14 protein-coding genes and 1 tRNA gene are annotated in these 18356 nt (G+C 56.2%); 8 read left to right on the top strand and 7 right to left on the bottom strand.

Going from position 1 to position 18356, the window contains the following annotated elements:
• The first annotated feature begins 14 nt into the window (after nt 1-14).
• Genes eno through ACZ1G5_RS17225 form a run of 3 tightly spaced genes read left to right on the top strand, consistent with a single transcriptional unit; the run spans nt 15 to nt 2298 of the window.
• Nucleotides 15-1292 carry a phosphopyruvate hydratase gene (gene eno, locus ACZ1G5_RS17235; protein ID WP_472734012.1) on the top strand — a complete coding sequence of 426 codons (1278 nt, stop codon included), beginning with the start codon at nt 15-17 and terminating at the stop codon, nt 1290-1292.
• Nucleotides 1289-1882, top strand: coding sequence for a GNAT family N-acetyltransferase (locus ACZ1G5_RS17230; protein WP_472734011.1), 594 nt, complete (start codon nt 1289-1291; stop codon nt 1880-1882). The genes eno and ACZ1G5_RS17230 overlap by 4 nt, the downstream gene beginning before the upstream one ends.
• Complete coding sequence (locus tag ACZ1G5_RS17225; protein ID WP_472734367.1) at nt 1879-2298, top strand: cupin domain-containing protein; 420 nt, start codon at nt 1879-1881, stop codon at nt 2296-2298. The genes ACZ1G5_RS17230 and ACZ1G5_RS17225 overlap by 4 nt, the downstream gene beginning before the upstream one ends.
• Here the strand turns inward: ACZ1G5_RS17225 and ACZ1G5_RS17220 are convergent.
• The 6 genes from ACZ1G5_RS17220 to pdxH form a co-directional block, all read right to left on the bottom strand.
• On the bottom strand, nt 2295-4247 hold the full coding sequence (locus ACZ1G5_RS17220) for a cation:proton antiporter domain-containing protein (RefSeq protein WP_472734010.1): 1953 nt from the start codon (nt 4245-4247) through the stop codon (nt 2295-2297). The two genes, ACZ1G5_RS17225 and ACZ1G5_RS17220, sit on opposite strands and share 4 nt — an antisense overlap.
• Before the next feature lie 258 nt (nt 4248-4505).
• Nucleotides 4506-8153 carry a vitamin B12-dependent ribonucleotide reductase gene (locus ACZ1G5_RS17215; RefSeq protein WP_472734009.1) on the bottom strand — a complete coding sequence of 1216 codons (3648 nt, stop codon included), beginning with the start codon at nt 8151-8153 and terminating at the stop codon, nt 4506-4508.
• Nucleotides 8154-8723: 570 nt separating this feature from the next.
• Nucleotides 8724-8800, bottom strand: a tRNA-Pro gene (locus ACZ1G5_RS17210).
• Nucleotides 8801-8844: 44 nt separating this feature from the next.
• Entirely contained in the window at nt 8845-9270 is a 426-nt protein-coding gene (locus tag ACZ1G5_RS17205; RefSeq protein WP_472734008.1) for a DUF192 domain-containing protein, read from the bottom strand.
• A 47-nt stretch (nt 9271-9317) separates the two neighbouring features.
• Nucleotides 9318-9845, bottom strand: a complete 528-nt coding sequence (locus ACZ1G5_RS17200) for a cold-shock protein (protein ID WP_472734366.1) — start codon at nt 9843-9845, stop codon at nt 9318-9320.
• 115 nt (nt 9846-9960) lie between these two features.
• Entirely contained in the window at nt 9961-10566 is a 606-nt protein-coding gene (gene pdxH / locus ACZ1G5_RS17195) for a pyridoxamine 5'-phosphate oxidase (RefSeq protein ID WP_472734007.1), read from the bottom strand.
• 152 nt (nt 10567-10718) lie between these two features.
• Between pdxH and fabI the strand changes: the two genes are divergently transcribed.
• The 5 genes from fabI to trpE all read left to right on the top strand — a co-directional run bounded on the left by fabI (nt 10719) and on the right by trpE (nt 16723).
• On the top strand, nt 10719-11525 hold the full coding sequence (gene fabI, locus ACZ1G5_RS17190) for an enoyl-ACP reductase FabI (RefSeq protein WP_472734006.1): 807 nt from the start codon (nt 10719-10721) through the stop codon (nt 11523-11525).
• A gap of 11 nt (nt 11526-11536) precedes the next feature.
• Nucleotides 11537-12040, top strand: a complete 504-nt coding sequence (gpt, locus tag ACZ1G5_RS17185) for a xanthine phosphoribosyltransferase (protein WP_472734005.1) — start codon at nt 11537-11539, stop codon at nt 12038-12040.
• Nucleotides 12041-12128: 88 nt separating this feature from the next.
• The gene (locus tag ACZ1G5_RS17180) at nt 12129-13304 is read left to right on the top strand and encodes an aminotransferase (protein ID WP_472734004.1); all 1176 of its coding nucleotides are present in this window, start codon (nt 12129-12131) and stop codon (nt 13302-13304) included.
• A 64-nt stretch (nt 13305-13368) separates the two neighbouring features.
• On the top strand, nt 13369-15207 hold the full coding sequence (locus ACZ1G5_RS17175; RefSeq protein WP_472734003.1) for a peptidyl-prolyl cis-trans isomerase: 1839 nt from the start codon (nt 13369-13371) through the stop codon (nt 15205-15207).
• A 7-nt stretch (nt 15208-15214) separates the two neighbouring features.
• Complete coding sequence (gene trpE, locus ACZ1G5_RS17170) at nt 15215-16723, top strand: anthranilate synthase component I (RefSeq protein ID WP_472734002.1); 1509 nt, start codon at nt 15215-15217, stop codon at nt 16721-16723.
• 10 nt (nt 16724-16733) lie between these two features.
• Here the strand turns inward: trpE and ACZ1G5_RS17165 are convergent, their stop codons facing one another.
• Nucleotides 16734-18335, bottom strand: coding sequence for a divergent polysaccharide deacetylase family protein (locus ACZ1G5_RS17165; RefSeq protein WP_472734001.1), 1602 nt, complete (start codon nt 18333-18335; stop codon nt 16734-16736).
• Nucleotides 18336-18356 lie beyond the last annotated feature (21 nt).

Genomic DNA, 18356 nt, shown 5'->3' with positions numbered 1-18356 from the left:
AAGGAACCGAGCCAATGAGCACGATCATCGACATCCACGCCCGCGAAATTCTTGACAGCCGAGGCAACCCCACAGTTGAGGTTGATGTGATCTTGGAAGACGGCACAATGGGCCGCGCTGCTGTGCCATCGGGTGCGTCGACGGGCGCGCATGAGGCCGTTGAAAAGCGCGATGGCGACAAAGGCCGTTATATGGGCAAAGGCGTGCTGGAAGCTGTCGCTGCCGTCAACGGTGAAATCGCCGAAACCATCCTCGGCTTTGACGCCACCGAGCAAGTGGCCATCGACATGGCAATGATTGAACTCGACGGCACGCCTAACAAGGGTCGGTTGGGTGCAAACGCGATCCTTGGCGTGTCCATGGCGGTGGCCAAAGCGGCCGCAGATTTCACAGCACAACCCCTGTTCCGCTACATCGGCGGTACATCCGCACGCACCCTGCCCGTACCGATGATGAACATCATCAACGGTGGCGAACATGCCGATAACCCCATCGACATCCAAGAATTCATGATCATGCCAGTCAGCGCGGAAAACATCCGCGAGGCTGTGCGCATGGGATCCGAAGTATTTCACACGCTGAAGAAAGAACTGAGCGCAGCAGGTCACAACACCGGCATCGGCGACGAAGGTGGTTTTGCCCCCAAGCTTGCCAGCACACGTGACGCGCTTGATTTCATCATGACCTCGATCAAAAAGGCAGGCTATGAGCCCGGCAAAGACATCTACCTTGCCCTCGATTGTGCCGCGACCGAATACTACAAAGGCGGCAAGTATGAGATGGTTGGCGAAGGCGTGTCGCTGACATCGGAAGAAAACGCAGCCTATCTGGCTAAATTGGCTGAGGACTACCCGATCATCAGCATCGAAGACGGCATGTCCGAGGATGACTGGGATGGCTGGAAAACCCTGACAGATATGATCGGCGACAAGGTGCAATTGGTCGGTGACGATCTGTTTGTGACCAACCCGACACGTTTGGCTGACGGGATCATCAAGGGTTCCGCCAATTCGATGCTGGTCAAGGTCAACCAGATCGGCACATTGACCGAGACGTTGCAGGCCGTCGATATGGCGCACCGCGCGCAGTTCACAAACGTCATGTCACACCGTTCCGGCGAAACGGAGGATGCGACGATTGCAGACCTTGCCGTGGCTACAAACTGCGGGCAAATCAAGACCGGTTCGCTGTCACGTTCCGACCGTCTGGCGAAGTATAACCAATTGATCCGCATTGAAGAATTGCTGGGTGAAACAGCCGTTTACGCGGGCCGGAGCATCCTAAAAGCATGACCCTGACGACGGGCAAATATGATGTGCCCGCTGATCAGGTGGTGACGGTCATCACGACGCTGGAGATGACCGCGCCAACCATGCCTGCGCGCTTGCCGTTCCCGGAGGGCTTTAGCGCGCGCAAGGAAGACCTTGGGCTGGAAGAGTTTCGCGCACTGTTTCGCAAAGTGGGCAGCCCGTGGCTGTGGACCTCTGGCCTATCGAACCCCGATGTGGAGATGACCGCAATCCTGACGGATCCGAATGTGAACTATTGGGTGATCTATCAAGATCAGGACGCCATCGGCTTGATCGAGCTCGACTTTCGCGAAAAAAGTGCTTGTGAGCTTATCCTGTTCGGCATGGTGCCCGAGGCCACAGGCCAAGGGCTGGGGCAGCCCATGATGGCACTGGCACAGTCAGAGGCGTTCGCGCGCAATATCACCCGCTTTCACGTCTGCACCTGCCACCTTGATTCACCCCAAGCATTGCCCTTCTACCTCAAGGCCGGCTTCACGCCGGTCAAACGCACCGTAGAAGTCTTTCCCGACCCCCGCCTGAGCGGTCACCATGCGCTGGACACAGCACCGCAGATCCCATGCCTGAAATGACCGCAGACGATATCATCGCTCAGTTGAACCTCGCCCCCCATCCTGAGGGCGGGTACTATCGCCAGACTTGGATCGCCGAAAACGCGGGGCGCGCGACGGGGACTTGCATCTATTTCCTGCTGAAAGCAGGGCAAGAAAGCCATTGGCATGCCGTCGATGCGGTTGAGATTTGGCATTTTTATGCAGGGGCACCGTTGATCCTGTCATTAGCCCCCTCTTTAGATGGGCCCGCGCATGACATCATGCTTGGCCCCGACCTTGCAAACGATGAATTACCGCAAAGCATCGTACCCGAAGGCCATTGGCAAAAGGCCGCAACAACCGGCGATTGGACGCTTGTTGGCTGCACCGTTTCACCCGGCTTCCAATTCGACGGGTTCACATTGGCGGACCCGGGGGTGGATATCCCGCGTTAACCGCTGGGCCCTTCCAGAAACTCATCTTCCTCCGGCATCTGGCCGGTATCCAGAATATGCATCATCTCTGCGTTCATCGCCGCCTCGCGCGGGCCAAGGATTTCTTGCACGCGGGTGATATAGGCCTCATTCTCCATCACAGGGATATTCGGATCATAAGCATCAGCCAGTGAAATCATCGAAGACCGATCCGCACGGTTAAACGCATCGACCATCATCTGTGCGCGATCTTGTGGGATATCCAGAGCTTGAAGCGATGACCGCCCCATACGCAAAGAACTGTCATAGGTGTCACGGATGATATCGCGGCAGCCAGCCGACCAAAGTTCATACACATGGTGTCGGTCGACGGCGCGCGCGATGATATGGACGTTCGGAGCGTTTTTGTGGACATAGCGCACCAATTCGGTGAGCTTTTCCTTGTCATCAATTGCCGCGACAAAAACCTTCGCGCTATGTAGTCCGGCAGCATGGAGCAGATCCGGCCGTGTCGCATCGCCATAGTAGATGCGCGCCCCGAAACGACGCATATTTTCAAGGTGTTGCGCGTTGTAGTCAATGACGGTGAGACTGTAGCCCACAGCGCTCAGGATACGCCGCACAATGCCGCCGACACGCCCCGCCCCTGCAATAATAACCTCGCCTTGCTCTTCGATTTGGTCCGCTCTGCCTTCGTCTGCTGCCGCGTAACGCGGCACGATTACGCGATCATAGAAAATGAACAGTAATGGCGTCAGCATCATCGAAATCGCAACGACCAGCAGCAATTGATCGGCCAGCAGTTGCGGCAAGATCGCATTGCTAACTGAGAAAGACAGCAGGACAAAGCCAAACTCGCCGGCCTGCGCAAGACTGAGTGCAAGCAGCCAGCGATCGGCACCACGCAACTTGAACACAAGGGCCAGAACCGCAAGCACACCGGCCTTTACCGCAATCAACAAGACCGTCAGGCCAAGGATCAATGCCAAGTTGTCCGCGAGCAATGTGAAGTTGATCGCGGCGCCGACGGTCATGAAGAAAAGACCCAGCAACAGCCCTTTGAAAGGGTCGATGTCAGACTCCAATTCATGCCGATATTCGCTGTTCGCGAGGACAACACCCGCAAGAAACGTGCCCAGTGCGGGTGACAAACCAACCAGCGTCATCAGCAACGCAATGCCGATGACCATCATCAGCGCGGTTGCGGTAAATAGCTCACGCAGGTTTGCCCCTGCAATGAAGCGAAAGATCGGGCGGGTCAGGAAGCTACCCGCCCCCACGACCGCAGCAATGGCAACGACATTGACGAGCGCGGTTTGCCATCCGCTCAGGCCCGCAACAAGGCTCATGCCCGCCCCGTGGTCGTCTCCGCCATGATCATCATTTCCATGTGCCGCATCGGTACTATGTGCGGCCTCAGAACCATGTGCAGCGTCACTTGCCAAGTCCAGCAATTCAGGCATGGCCAATAGCGGCATCAGCGCAAGCATCGGGATCACAGCGATGTCTTGCGCAAGAAGGACTGAGAAGCTGGACTGCCCACCGTCACTTTTCATCAATCCTTTTTCATTCAATGTTTGCAGCACGATGGCTGTTGAACTTAATGCTGCGATCAAACCTACGGCAAGGGCCAAACTCCAGCTCAGCCCAAACGCCAGCCCAATCCCCATAATCACCGCCGCCGTCAGCCCAATCTGTCCGCCACCCAAGCCAACCAATTGGCCCCGCATGGCCCAAAGCCGTTTCGGTTCCAACTCCAACCCAACAAGGAACAGCATCATCACAACGCCGAACTCTGCAAAATGCTGGATCGAGATGACGTCGACATTCAGCAGCGCCAGAACCGGGCTGATGACAATGCCTGCAATCAGATAGCCGAGCACCGAGCCCAACCCCAATCGCGTGGCAATCGGAACTGCGACGACTCCAGCGATGAGAAAAATAAAGGCAAGCAGTAGAAAATCGGTCATCAGCATGTCCCCACGTTTCGAAAATGATGCGCATGTGTTGGACGCATTGAAAAGGGCCGCTTTGTGGTTAGGCATAAAAAAGGGAGGGCCTAGGCCCTCCCTGAGTTTCGCTGATCAAGCTCACTCATTATGTACCGCTCGGTTTATTTGCCTGCGGCTCGATCCGCGTCAAAGCAAGCGTACCTGCTTTGAAGCTCTGTTATCAGCGAAGGAATTTCTGGAAATTCCTTCTGTGCATAAGATTTTTCGACAAAAATCTTAGCTACATCCAGACGTCCCGCCGCAGGTATTACATTTCATGCATGTCCCGTTGCGCACCAACGTGTAGTTGCCACATTCACCACAGGCCTCACCCTCATAGCCCTGCATCTTAGCCTTATCACGGGCCGAGATTGTGGTGGCGGCACCTGTCGCCACAACGCCTTCGCTGACTTCTGGCACAAGAGTTTGCAATGCCGCTGCCGCATCTGTTCCGGTCGCCAGTGCCGTCGCCCCCATGCCGCCCTGCAGCACCACCAGGTCCTGCGGCATCCGCTTGCGCAGGTAGCCGGTGGACGAGATTTGCTTGAGCACTTCCAACGACCGCGATGCCGTGTTTTCAGTTGGTGCCTGAATGTTTGACACGCCTTCTTCTTCGCCCCGACCGATATCGTCAAACGATGCGCCTTCCGGCTTCACATGCGCCAGATCGGTGCGGTCGAGGTAACTGACGGCAAGCTCGCGGAAGATGTAGTCGAGAACGGACGTTGCGTTCTTAATGCTGTCGTTGCCTTGCACCATGCCCGCTGGTTCGAATTTGGTGAATGTGAAGGCATCCACGAACTCTTCCAACGGCACACCGTATTGCAGGCCCACCGATACGGCGATGGCAAAGTTGTTCATCATCGCACGGAAACCCGCGCCTTCTTTGTGCATGTCGATGAAGATCTCGCCCAACTGGCCGTCTTCATACTCACCAGTGCGCAGGTAGACTTTGTGCCCGCCAACGATGGCCTTCTGGGTGTAACCCTTCCGACGCTGTGGCATCTTTTCACGCTCACGATTGCGCACTTCCTGTACGATGATCTTTTCAACGATCTTTTCGGCCAGAACAGCCGCCTTTTCGTGGTGGTTGCCGCTTTCCAGCGTTTCCTGCGCGTCCTCGTCATCCTCAACCAAAGCAGCGGCCAGCGGCTGGGACAGTTTGGAGCCGTCACGGTACAGCGCGTTGGCTTTTACCCCCAAAGACCAGGACAGCTCATAGGCCTTCTGACAGTCCTCAATCGTCGCATCATTTGGCATGTTGATCGTCTTAGAGATCGCGCCCGAGATGAACGACTGCGCCGCAGCCATCATGTAGATGTGGCTGTCTACGCTCAGATAACGTTGGCCTTTTTTGCCGCATGGGTTTGCGCAATCGAACACTGTGAGGTGCTCTTCCTTCAGGAAAGGCGCGCCTTCCAGCGTCATCGTTCCGCAGACGTGATCGTTGGCCGCGTCAATGTCCTGCTTGGAATACCCAAGGTGGCGCAAAAGATCGAAAGTTGGATCGTTCAGCTTTTCGGCTGGGATACCCAGCGACTTCGTGCAGAATTCTTCGCCCAGCGTCCACTGGTTGAAGACAAAGCGAATATCAAAAGCGGATGCGAGTGCGCCCTCAATCTTGTCCAGTTCGGCCTGCCCGAACCCATGCCCGATCAGCGAGGTGTGATTGATCGCAGGCGCCTGCCCAATGGACCCGTGGCCCACCGCATAAGCGATGATCTCTTCAATCTGCGCAGAACCATAGCCCAGCTTTTCAAGGGCTGCGGGCACAGACTGGTTGATGATCTTGAAGTAGCCACCACCAGCCAGTTTCTTGAATTTCACCAGTGCAAAGTCTGGCTCAATCCCGGTCGTGTCGCAATCCATGACCAGACCAATCGTGCCGGTCGGCGCGATGACAGACACCTGCGCATTGCGATAGCCGTGCTTCTTGCCCAGCTTCAACGCTTCGTCCCAGCTGCCAACGGCCAATTCGATCAGGCGCTGATCAGGACAGTTGGCGTGGTCGAGCGGCACAGGCTTCACGTCGAGGTTGTCGTAACCGTCGACCTTTCCCAACGCCGCCTGCCGGTGGTTCTTGATCACCCGCAGCATATGCTTGCTGTTTTTCTTGTAGCCGGGGAACGCACCCAGCTCACTCGCCATTTCGGCAGAGGTCGCATAAGACACACCCGACATGATCGCCGTCAGGGCAGCGCCCATCGCACGGCCTTCGTCGCTGTCATAGCCGAGGCCCATGTTCATCAGCAGACCACCGATGTTGGCATAGCCCAAACCCAAGGTGCGGAAGTCATAAGACCGTTGCGCGATCTCCTTCGACGGGAACTGCGCCATCATGACCGAGATTTCCAATGTCACGGTCCACAGGCGTGTGGCGTGCATGTAGTCTTCGGCTTGAAACTGCCCATCCTTGTAGAAAGTCAGCAAGTTCATAGACGCAAGGTTGCATGCCGTGTCGTCAAGGAACATGTATTCAGAACAAGGGTTTGAGCCGCGAATCTCTCCGTCTTCGGGGCATGTGTGCCACGCGTTCACCGTGTCATGATACTGGATACCCGGATCGGCACAGGCCCATGCGGCGTGCCCGACTTGCTCCCACAATTCGCGTGCTTTGATGATCTTGGCGACCTCGCCGTTGCGGCGGTTTATTAGTTTCCAGTCGGCGTCGTCTTCCACTGCCTTGAGGAAGGCGTCGGTGACGCGGATGGAATTGTTAGAGTTCTGGCCCGAGACCGAGGAATAGGCTTCTGAATCCCAGTCGGTGTCATAGGTTGGGAATTCAATGCTGGTATAGCCCTGCTTTGCATAGTCCAGCACGCGTTTGATGTATGTTTCTGGAATAGCGGACTTTTTCGCGTCTTTGACGGCAGCGGCCAATGTGTCGTTTGTCTTCGGATCGTAAGCCGAGACTTCCTGCCCGTCCCACGACTTGATCGCTGCAAAGATCGCGTTCAGATAACGGGCATGCATTTTGGAGCCAGCAACGATCGACGCCACTTTCTGCTCTTCAATGACCTTCCAATTGATGAACTCTTCGATATCGGGATGATCGGCATCAACAATGACCATCTTGGCCGCACGACGTGTTGTGCCACCTGACTTGATCGCACCCGCAGCGCGGTCACCGATTTTCAGGAAACCCATCAGGCCGGATGATTTGCCACCACCGGACAATGCTTCTCCATCACCGCGCAGGGACGAGAAGTTCGTGCCAGTGCCCGAGCCATACTTAAACAGGCGCGCCTCGCGGACCCACAGGTCCATGATGCCGCCTTCATTCACCAGATCATCGCCGACAGATTGGATAAAGCAGGCGTGCGGCTGCGGGTGCTCGTAAGAGGATTCAGACTTTGTCAACTCACCCGTCTGATAGTCCACATAGTGGTGCCCTTGCGCGGGACCATCAATGCCGTAGGCCCAGTGCAGACCAGTGTTGAACCACTGCGGGCTGTTGGGAGCTGCACGCTGTGTCGCCAACATATACCGCATCTCGTCAAAATAGGCGCGCGCATCATCTTCTGAAGAAAAGTAACCGCCCTTCCAGCCCCAATAGGTCCAGGCACCGGCCAGTCGGTCAAAAACTTGCTTGGCTGACGTCTCGCCCCCAAATGTTGCGCCTTTGGCTGGCACCGACCGCCACAGGAACTTAGGTACGCCTTTTTCTTTCACCCGCTTGAGTTCGGACGGCACACCAGCCTTACGGAAGTACTTCTGCGCAATGACGTCGGATGCAACCTGCGACCATCCTGCCGGGATTTCGCAATCATCCAGCTTGAACACAATTGTACCATCAGGATTACGAATTTCGGAGGTCGCTGTCTTGAATTCGAGTTCGCCGTAAGCGCCTGTTTTTGCTTTCGTGAAATTACGGTCAATTTTCATTGGTCTGCCCCATATCCTGTGCGCCGTCGTTGCGGCATTATTCTCAACATCGCCGCAATCGCGGCCAAAACTACATGCGAACACAGTATGCATTGGCGATAAGCGTCTTGGCCTGATCAACGATCAGGATAACGTCTTTGCGGTGCTAGAGTTCTACACCCGCCTGCTAAGCTGTCCCCGTGCCAACACCACATCTAGTGTGGCTTCGGTCGGCTCGCACAAGGTGACGCATCTAGCCCTAGTGGGTCAACGAATTTTTAACACAAAATACGGATTTATTGAGTTGACGACCTAGCGTCAAACTGGGCGGGTCACGAGGAAGTGATTCATGCACAAGATTGTCCACATCCGGGTCCCCAACCTCAAAATCCAGAAACCCTTTCAGTCGGCAGACTTAGACAAATCTCTTCAGACATCTTGTGAAGTTGGGCACGCAGCGCCCACTGCGAGGTTAACCAGTATTAACAAATAATGAATGGCACATTTGCCACCAAATAACCCGTCGCAGACAACCGAAACACCGCACATTCTGCGGCGCATCACTATGTCAATCACGTGGTGTTAGTGAAGTGGTCGGGGCGGAGAGATTCGAACTCCCGACCCTCTGTTCCCAAAACAGATGCGCTACCAGGCTGCGCTACGCCCCGAACCATGGCGTGTCTTTAGCCCCACGAAACTGATTTGAAAAGCCCTAACCTTCAGTCTTTTCGCCACAAGGCAAAATTGCGTCCGGACCAAAGCTTGGATGTTGCATCAGATCGCCCGTTTCGATGCCAAGACGAGAGGAAAGGCCCCCATTAATCTCAAGCACCATCTGGACACCATCACCACCGGGAATCGGCGTTAGGTCACCGGGAACGGCATTTTCGTGGATATTGAGGATTTCACCCTCTGGACTGACAAATAGCATGTCCAAGGGGATCAAAGTGTTCTTCATCCAGAAGCTGACATTCTGAGGCCGCTCGTAGATGAAAAGCATGCCGGACAGCATCGGCATGTCTTCGACAAACATCAGCCCCTGCGCACGCTCTTCATAGTCGTCGGCCACATCAATTGAAAAAGTGGCCTGCCCAAAATCACCCGCGACGGTGATGCGATCATCGGTACACTCTGCCAAAACGGGTTGCGCAAACGCAGCCAAACTACAAACGACAGTGAAAAGCCTCACTTGGCAGCGACCTCCCAACCGATCACCTCGATGGCCATGCGGCCTCTCTCGCCATCGACCATACGCAAGCCAATCGCTTCGCCCGATTGCAGGTCAGACAGGCCCGATCGACGCAGGACTTCTACATGGACGAAAACGTCATCGTTGTTACCAAATACATTTGCGAACCCAAAACCCTTGGCCTTGTCGAACCACTTAACGCGCGCGGGCTCAATCGGCCGCTTGGCAATGTCTTCGGGTGTGAATTCGACCATGTCACGCAAAGGCAGCGATTCTTCAGCCTGCGGCGGCGTAATAGAAAGCACCTCTGTCGCCTGCAGGCCGCGCTGGGTATCCTGTACAACGATTGAAATAATTGATCCGTCAACGACGGAGCCCTGCCCAAAATTACGCAGAACGTTTGCATGCAATAGAATATCTGGCCCACCTTCGTCCGAAATGACGAAGCCAAACCCCTTTGTGGGATCAAACCACTTTACCTGTCCTTGCACCTGACGTTGTGTCCCGGTGTCGTGCGTTTCCATCGTGTCTTCCTTTTGAACAGCGGCGTCGTCCCCGCCGCTATCCATATTTGTCTCTTCATTTAATCCTGATCGAAGAACCATTTCTTACATCCCACTCTGTCACAAATTGTGACAGTTAAGGAGAAAGTCGCGTTATCTCCCAATCCTGATCGACTCCACTGCGTGACCACCGAAACCGGTCATGCAATCGAAATGCACCATCAGACCAAAACTCAATTTCCAGAGGCACAATCCGGAAACCACCCCAAAAAGGCGGCCGTTCCGGGTCCGAACCTTTTTGCACTGTTACCTTCGCCACATCTGCCATTAAAGCGGCACGTGACGTCAACGGCTGCGACTGCTTTGATGCCCAAGCACCTAGCCGGCTCTTAATTGAGCGCGACTTGTAGTAGTCATCAGCGATGGGACCATCTTCTTTCGAAGCGACCCCCCGCACACGTATCTGCCTTGCGAGTGATTTCCAATGCAGAACGAACGCGGCTTTGCCAGATTGGGCAATTTCTTGCCCTTTGCGACTGTCATAGTTCGTGTAGAACACAAATGCATCCAATTCGATGTCTTTCAAAAGAACCATACGTACATTCGGCAAGCCATCAGCATCAACAGTCGAAAGAGCTATTGCATTGGGATCATTGGGCTCTGTCTCGCTGGCAGCATCAAGCCACTGCCGCGCAATGGCGAACGGGTCTGGTCCCGCAAAAATGCCGTCCCGGTCAGACATAGCTGATCCCTAACAAAACCCCCATCCGTAGGCTTAAGAGCAATCGGGAACAGTAGCAAGCTTTTTGCGCCATTGTTCAGATACTTGCTGGACCGCTTGCAATCCCCTAAACGACGTATAAGCCAACGGGCAAATAACAAAGGACGATCGCGATGACTTCTGGACTGATGCAGGGCAAAAGAGGCCTGATCATGGGGCTAGCCAACGACAAATCAATCGCGTGGGGCATCGCCAAGGCCTGTGCCGACGCTGGTGCCGAGCTCGCATTTTCATATCAGGGTGAAGCGCTCAAAAAACGTGTGGGGCCACTCGCAGCATCCGTCGGGTCCGATATCGTGCTGCCCTGCGACGTCGGTGACGAAGCATCGATTGACGCACTCTTCTCGGCGCTCGAAACGCGTTGGGGAAAGTTGGACTTTGTCGTACATGCCATTGGTTTTTCAGACAAAAGTGAACTTCGTGGTCGCTATGTTGAAACCAGTCGCAGCAATTTTCTGACGTCGATGGATATCTCGGTTTACTCATTCACAGCCGTTGTTCAGCGCGCCGAAAAGTTAATGACAGACGGTGGCTCTTGTCTGACGCTGACATACTACGGGGCCGAAAAAGTGATGCCCCACTACAACGTGATGGGCGTTGCCAAAGCTGCCCTCGAAGCATCTGTCCGCTATCTCGCAGAGGATCTTGGCAAGGATAAAATCCGCGTGAATGCGATCAGTGCAGGCACCATCAAAACGCTCGCAGCATCGGGCATCGGTGACTTCCGCCTCATCATGAAATGGAACGAATATAACGCGCCACTGCGACGTACTGTCACCCAAGAAGAAGTCGGAAATTCGGCACTCTATCTGCTGTCTGACCTAGGCAGCGCCGTCACGGGTGAGGTCTTGCATGTTGACGCCGGCTATCACGTGATCGGCATGAAGGCCGTCGATGCACCCGACATCACCAAAGAATAGGATTTCATCCGATGACTGACCGCCTGCCCCATGAAAAAGGATTTCACATCAGCTGGGATCAAATCCACCGCGACAGCCGCGCGCTTGCGTGGCGGTTGGACGGGAAAGGGCCCGACGATGGCGCGTGGCGGGCCGTTGTTGCTATCACACGGGGCGGCATGGCCCCGGCCATGATTGCGGCGCGCGAGTTGGACATTCGCACGGTCGATACAATCAGCGTCAAAAGCTATGACCATCAAGATCAATCCGCGGCAGAAGTCCTCAAGGCACCGGACAAGGATCTGATGGGCGACGGCACAGGTATCTTGATCATCGACGACCTTGTGGACAGTGGAAAAACGCTCGAATTGGTGCGAAAACTCTACCCAAACGCCCATTTCGCGACCGTTTATGCCAAGCCGAAAGGACGCCCGCAGGTCGACACGTTTATTACTGAGGTCAGTCAGGACACATGGATCTTTTTCCCATGGGACATGGCGCTACAATATGTCGAACCCTACCGGGGCAAAGACTAAGGCCCCGCCATATCATCTTGCCAAAGAAATTCCCGCCGGAGGCACCTCATAATATCGTGCGGCGCAGCCGCTCCTTTTGGATAACGCTATGACCCAATCACGCACGAACGCGACCTTTGCCCCACCCGTGATGGAGGCGCGGCGTTGGCTTGCCGGAGTGACACATTCCGCGGATCGTCCATTGCTCAACGTCAGCCAGGCAGCCCCCGTTGATCCGCCACCCGCCCCTTTGCGAGAAGCGATGGCCCATATCGTTTTGAACGAACCCGAAGCCCATCTTTATGGCCCCGTCCTTGGCCTGCCAGCGCTACGCGCAGAAGTTGCGGCACAGTGGAGCACAAACTACGGTGGCACCATCACATCAGACCAGGTGGCCATCACATCTGGCTGCAATCAGGCTTTCGCGGCATCTATTGCCACATTGTGCAGCGAAGGGGATGAGGTCATCGTTCCTGTCCCCTACTACTTCAATCATCGCATGTGGCTGGATATGTCCGGTGTCAAAACCGTACCGCTGATGACGGGCGATGACATGGTACCATCCGCCGCGGACGCCGCCAAACTGATCACCGCAAAAACGCGTGCAATCGCACTGGTCAGCCCAAACAACCCTTGCGGCGTCGAATATCCAGCCGCAACACTGACCGCGTTCCGTGACCTCGCACGCGGCCATGGCATCACCTTGATCGTGGACGAGACATACCGCGATTTTGACAGCCGCAGCGGGGAGCCGCACACCCTGTTCGCAGACCCGCAATGGGACGAAACGCTGATTCACCTTTATTCCTTTTCAAAGGCTTACCGGCTTACCGGCCACCGGGTTGGTGCCGTGGTCGCCAGCACAGCCCGTCTGTCCGAAATCGAAAAATTTCTCGATACTGTCACCATCTGCCCCAACCAATTGGGTCAGCACGCGGCACTTTGGGGCATGCAGAACCTGGGCGATTGGCTTGCTGGTGAGAGGTTGGAAATTCTCGACCGCCGTGCCGCGATTAACGACCATTTCCATCTGCTTGCTGACAAGGATTGGCGGCTTCTGGGATGTGGTGCCTACTTCGCCTACGTCCAGCATCCGTTTGCCATCTCATCGGCGGATTTGGCACCGCTTTTGGTCAAAGAGGCAAGCGTTTTGCTGCTGCCCGGCACGATGTTTATGCCAGACCACGTACCCGGCGGCGAAAGCCAGCTGCGCATCGCTTTTGCCAACATCGACCGGTCTGGGGTCGAAACCCTTTTCAACAGGCTGTCTGAACTGCATTTCTAAGGCTTGCACCCCCGGCCTGCCGCCCTTATTCAGACGCAAACCAGCGGGTGGAGCAGTCGGGACAATGGCACAGAAAAACAAACCTCGGTACGGTGCATGGATCATCGTTGGCGTCATCCTATTGGGTCTCGCCGGGTTTGGCACGGGCGGGCTCAGCGGGAACATCCGCAGCATTGGCACGGTCGGAGACAAAGAAGTGTCAGTGACGTCCTACCAACGCGCGCTGAACGAACAAATTCGTGCGCTTTCTGCGCAGTTTGGCCAGCAGATTACTTTCCAACAGGCGCAGGCTTTTGGCATTGATCAGGTCGCACTCAACCAAGTGGTTCTTTTGCGCACCTTAGACAATGAGGCCAGCGAACTGGGCGTTTCCGTCGGCGATGAGCGCGTCTTTGAGCGTCTGCAAGCAATCCCCGCCTTTCAGGGTGCCGGTGGTTTCAACCGCGAAACCTACCGCCTGGCATTGCAGCAATCGGGCCAGACCGCCGCCGAATTTGAAACGGGTCTGCGCGAAGAAACAGCGCGGACCCTTTTGCAAGGTGCCGTGGTGAGCGGCATTCCTGCGCCCGACGCCTATGCCGACGCGTTGGTGCAATACATCTCAGAAACACGCAGCATTACATGGGCTGTCGTCGATGCAGAGGATCTAACGGCCCCTGTTCCCGGCGCAACGCCTGAAGTACAGCAGGAATACTACGACACAAACCCTGCCGCGTTTACCCTGCCCGAGAGCCGCAACATCACCTACGTCTGGCTGACACCGAATATGATTCTTGACGATATGGTGGTCACTGACGAGGCGGTTTCTGGCCTGTATGATCAGCGACGCGACGAATTCATTCAGCCAGAACGTCGTTTGGTTGAACGACTGGTTTATCTGAACCAAGAACGTGCCGACGAAGCCTTGGGACGTCTTGACGCCGGTGAGACGACCTTTGAAGACCTTGTGGCCGAGCGTGGCCTGACGCTTGCCGACATTGATTTGGGCGACGTCAGCAAAGAAGATTTGCGCAGCGCCGGTGACGCCGTATTCGCCGCCGAGGCGGGTGAGGTGGTCGGGCCATTCAATTCCCCCTTGGGCCCCGCCCTGTTCAGGATGAATGCTGTTCTGTCGGCTCAGGAAACACCACTGGAAGAAGCCGCGCCAGCACTGCGTGATGAACTCGCGACAGAAGCGGCCCGGGAATTCATCAATGATAACGCGGACCCCATCGTCGACCTGCTCGCCGGTGGGGCAACAATGGAAGATCTGGCAGAGCGCACGGATCTGCGCCTCGGAACAATCAACTGGACCCCCGACAATACCGACGGCATCGCCGCTTACGACGCGTTCCGCCGCGAAGCTGGTGCGGTGCAGGAAGGTCAATTCGCGGAAATTCATGATCTTGCCGATGGTGGTATCTTTGCGCTGCGGCTTGACGGTATCACCCCGCCCACGCTTCAACCGCTCGACGATGTTCGCGAAGAAGTCTCTGCTGCTTGGCAGGCCCAAGCACAGCAGAATGCCGTAATTGCAAAAGCCGAAGAAATCGCTGCAGACATTTTGCCTTTGACCGGATTTGACACGCTCGGACTGGAACCGTTGGTCGAGGAAAACCTGACACGCCGTGCTTTCGTTGAAGGCACGCCACCTGACTTCAACGATCAACTTTTTGAAATGGCGATCGGAGAGGTCCGCGTTGTTGATGCTGAAGACCGCGCCATCATTGTGCGCCTTGATACTGTTGCGGCACCGGACCTGACCGACGAGGCCGTGATTGCCCAACGCGAAGCAGTCGCGGAGAATGCCCGCTCTGGCATCGCACAGGATATCTTTGACGCCTATGCCACGTCGGTTCGCCAGCGAACCGAACAAGCACTGAATCAACAGACGATCAACGCGATCAACGCACAGTTCCAATAGGCTGACGATGGCACTTCTGCCCGACTACGAAATTTTTGCAAAAGGATACGAGGCGGGCGACAATCAAGTCGTCTACACCCGTATTGCCGCCGACTTGGACACCCCGGTGTCGCTGATGTTGAAACTATCCGGCGCAGGCAAAAATGCCTTCATGCTGGAAAGCGTCACCGGCGGCGAAGTTCGGGGGCGTTACTCGATTGTGGGGATGAACCCAGATTTGATTTGGGAATGTCGCGGCACGGCATCGCGGGTGAACCGCTCTGCCCGGTTTGATGAGACAGCGTTCACACCCATCGAGGATGATCCTCTCTCGGCTTTGCGCGCCCTGCTCGCGGAATCGCGGATTGAACTGCCACAAGGTTTACCGGCGGCATCTGCGGGGCTATTTGGATATCTTGGATATGACATGATCCGGTTGGTTGAACATCTGCCTGACGTGAACCCAGACCCCCTTGGGCTGCCGGACGCGATGATGCTGCGACCTTCCATCGTTGCGGTGCTGGACGGCGTCAAAGGTGATGTGATCCTTGTGGCCCCAGCTTATGTCAATTCCGGACTGTCTGCGCGCGCGGCCTATGCGCAAGCAGCAGAACGCGTCATGGATGCGCAGCGCAGCCTTGAACGACCGATGCCCAGCGAAGCGCGCGATCTGGCCGAGCCAGCACCCGTGGCACCGCCTGTCTCAAACTTTGCGCATGACGCCTATCTTGCGGCTGTTGACAAGGCGAAAGACTATATCAAAGCGGGCGATATCTTTCAGGTGGTCCCGTCACAGCGCTGGACGCAAGAATTTCGCGAACCACCCTTTGCGCTTTATCGTTCGTTGCGCCGCACAAACCCATCACCCTTCATGTTCTTTTTCAACTTTGGTGGGTTTCAGGTCATTGGGGCCAGTCCGGAAATACTGGTCCGTGTCTTCGGGAAGGAGGTCACAATAAGACCGATCGCAGGCACCCGACCGCGCGGGGCGACCCCGGCAGAGGACGCCGCACATGAGGCCGATTTGATGGCCGACAAAAAAGAGCTGGCCGAACATCTGATGCTGCTTGATCTGGGTCGCAATGATACCGGCAAAGTCAGCAAGATCGGCACCGTGCGTCCAACCGAGCAGTTTATCGTGGAGCGCTACAGCCATGTCATGCACATCGTGTCGAATGTCGTGGGCGAATTAGCGGATGATCAGGATGCGCTGAGCGCATTCTTTGCTGGCATGCCCGCTGGTACTGTATCCGGTGCCCCGAAAGTTCGTGCAATGGAAATTATCGACGAACTTGAGCCCGAGAAGCGCGGCGTTTACGGCGGCGGTTGCGGGTACTTCAGCGCCAACGGCGATATGGACATGTGCATCGCCTTGCGGACGGCAGTTTTGCAGGATGAAAAGCTCTATATTCAGGCTGGTGGTGGTGTTGTCTATGACAGCGACCCAGAGGCCGAATATCAAGAAACCGTGCACAAATCGAATGCCATTCGCAAAGCAGCGGCAGACGCTACGATGTTTCGCAGCAGCGGCAACTAAAGCCCTTTACCTACTGCTCCGTCTGGCCCAGCAACACCGCAGATACCGGCGCAATCGCCAGCGTCTCTTGATCCAGCTCCGCGGCCCAGTCACGCAACGCATCCAAGGTTTGTGGCGTCATGCGCCCCAGCAAAACAGCATCGCCAGACTGCCGTGCACGGAATGCCGCCTGATCAAGCGCGCGGGTAATCGCACCGCCATCCTCACCGCCACCGTCCAGATCCCGCAAGACCGTCGCAGCCGTTACACCTTCTTGCGCAGCAATACGGGCCGCATTGCCGAGCCCGCGTTGAACCGTGACAAACCCGCGCCCATCCGCCGCAAGAATTTCCATAATCTGGGTGGTCACGGCGCGATCCTGTAACGCACCTTCCCCGTTTGAGAACAACATCGCCACCTCTGGCAACTGCGCAAATGCAGCTTCAAAAGCCACCTCGACATCAACGGGCTGCGCCCCATCCGGCAGGTCTGCCTGCATCGCAACTTCGATACCGGCTGCACGGTAGGCAGCCATCGTCTTGGCGGCGTCGGCAGCAAGTGCATCAACCACGATTGTCGGTGTGAACCCCAAGTCAGACACCGCATCGGTCACCGACGCATCCGCGCCAACATCCAACAAGATGATCGCAATCATTGGCAGATCATTGGGGTTCTCAAATGCCGCCGCATAGCGTTCAACCGCAGGAACATCAACAGGCAACACCTCTTCAGATGGGACCGCGTCCGCATCCTCGGTTTCCTCGTCAGGTCGATTGATCCGGACCCGTGTATCAGTTTGGGGCAAGGCAGGCGTAACAGTGACAGGTTCACCCGCATCAGCAACTTGCGCCGGTTGATCGGGCGTGCCCTCCTCAGGCTCAGGTGCGACGACGACCTCATCTTCGACGGTTGGTGCCTCAATCTCCTCGACTGGTGTCTCTGGCACGGCTTCAGGCGCGACCTCGGTCTCTGGGTTGCCTATCTCACCTTCGGCAGCCGCAACGTCGGTCTCGTTCTCTTCTACCGGCGCTGCGCTGTCAGTCTCATTTTCAATGGTAACTGCAGGCGCCTCAGGTTCATCCGCAATCGTGATCAGCGGTTCGGCTGGTGTCTCTGTTACTGGCGTATCATCTTGCTCGGGTACGCCAAGTTCGATGACAATCACCTCGGGTGGGTCGTCTTGCGGACGTGGGGCAGCTGGTGCTGTATCGATCACAAGCGCATCGCTTTGCGGCGCTGCGACCACCTGCTCTGCCTCATCTTGGGCCACGATTGGCGCATCAGCATCGCTTTGCAACGCGGGCTCGGATCCTGTTGTGGGTGCAGCAATCGCCGCGTCGACATCAGCGGTTTGTGGCAAAGCGGCAGGTGCCGTGTCCACTTGCGGGTTTGCATCCGTGGCTTCGGCAACATCCTCTAATGGTGCGACAGGCGCAAATGTTGGCGTCTCTTCAACAGGTGCCTGCAAGGCCACCGTCGGACCCTCGTCAACGACCTCCAGCTCGGGTACGGCCAACTGTGGCGCTGGCGGGCCCGATGCTAGGTTTGGCTGCTCATTCACAAGCGAGACAAAACTCAGTCCCACGCCGCCAACAACCAGCCCCCATAGACTGCCCTGAATGAAGCTTCGCATTCTGCCCACACCCTTTGTTCG

This window comes from Yoonia sp. JB2-21 (assembly GCF_055693545.1).
This window is presented reverse-complemented; position numbering and strand designations above follow the sequence as displayed.

Bases quoted from the DNA above. Each gene is read 5' to 3' on its own strand.
- ACZ1G5_RS17225 (WP_472734367.1), top strand. From the start codon at position 1,879: ATGACCGCAGACGATATCATCGCTCAGTTGAACCTCGCCCCCCATCCT.
- ACZ1G5_RS17165 (WP_472734001.1), bottom strand. From the start codon at position 18,335: ATGCGAAGCTTCATTCAGGGCAGTCTATGGGGGCTGGTTGTTGGCGGC.
- ACZ1G5_RS17230 (WP_472734011.1), top strand. From the start codon at position 1,289: ATGACCCTGACGACGGGCAAATATGATGTGCCCGCTGATCAGGTGGTG.
- gpt (WP_472734005.1), top strand. From the start codon at position 11,537: ATGACTGACCGCCTGCCCCATGAAAAAGGATTTCACATCAGCTGGGAT.
- ACZ1G5_RS17215 (WP_472734009.1), bottom strand. From the start codon at position 8,153: ATGAAAATTGACCGTAATTTCACGAAAGCAAAAACAGGCGCTTACGGC.
- fabI (WP_472734006.1), top strand. From the start codon at position 10,719: ATGACTTCTGGACTGATGCAGGGCAAAAGAGGCCTGATCATGGGGCTA.
- pdxH (WP_472734007.1), bottom strand. From the start codon at position 10,566: ATGTCTGACCGGGACGGCATTTTTGCGGGACCAGACCCGTTCGCCATT.
- ACZ1G5_RS17220 (WP_472734010.1), bottom strand. From the start codon at position 4,247: ATGACCGATTTTCTACTGCTTGCCTTTATTTTTCTCATCGCTGGAGTC.
- ACZ1G5_RS17180 (WP_472734004.1), top strand. From the start codon at position 12,129: ATGACCCAATCACGCACGAACGCGACCTTTGCCCCACCCGTGATGGAG.
- trpE (WP_472734002.1), top strand. From the start codon at position 15,215: ATGGCACTTCTGCCCGACTACGAAATTTTTGCAAAAGGATACGAGGCG.
- eno (WP_472734012.1), top strand. From the start codon at position 15: ATGAGCACGATCATCGACATCCACGCCCGCGAAATTCTTGACAGCCGA.
- ACZ1G5_RS17175 (WP_472734003.1), top strand. From the start codon at position 13,369: ATGGCACAGAAAAACAAACCTCGGTACGGTGCATGGATCATCGTTGGC.
- ACZ1G5_RS17200 (WP_472734366.1), bottom strand. From the start codon at position 9,845: ATGGAAACGCACGACACCGGGACACAACGTCAGGTGCAAGGACAGGTA.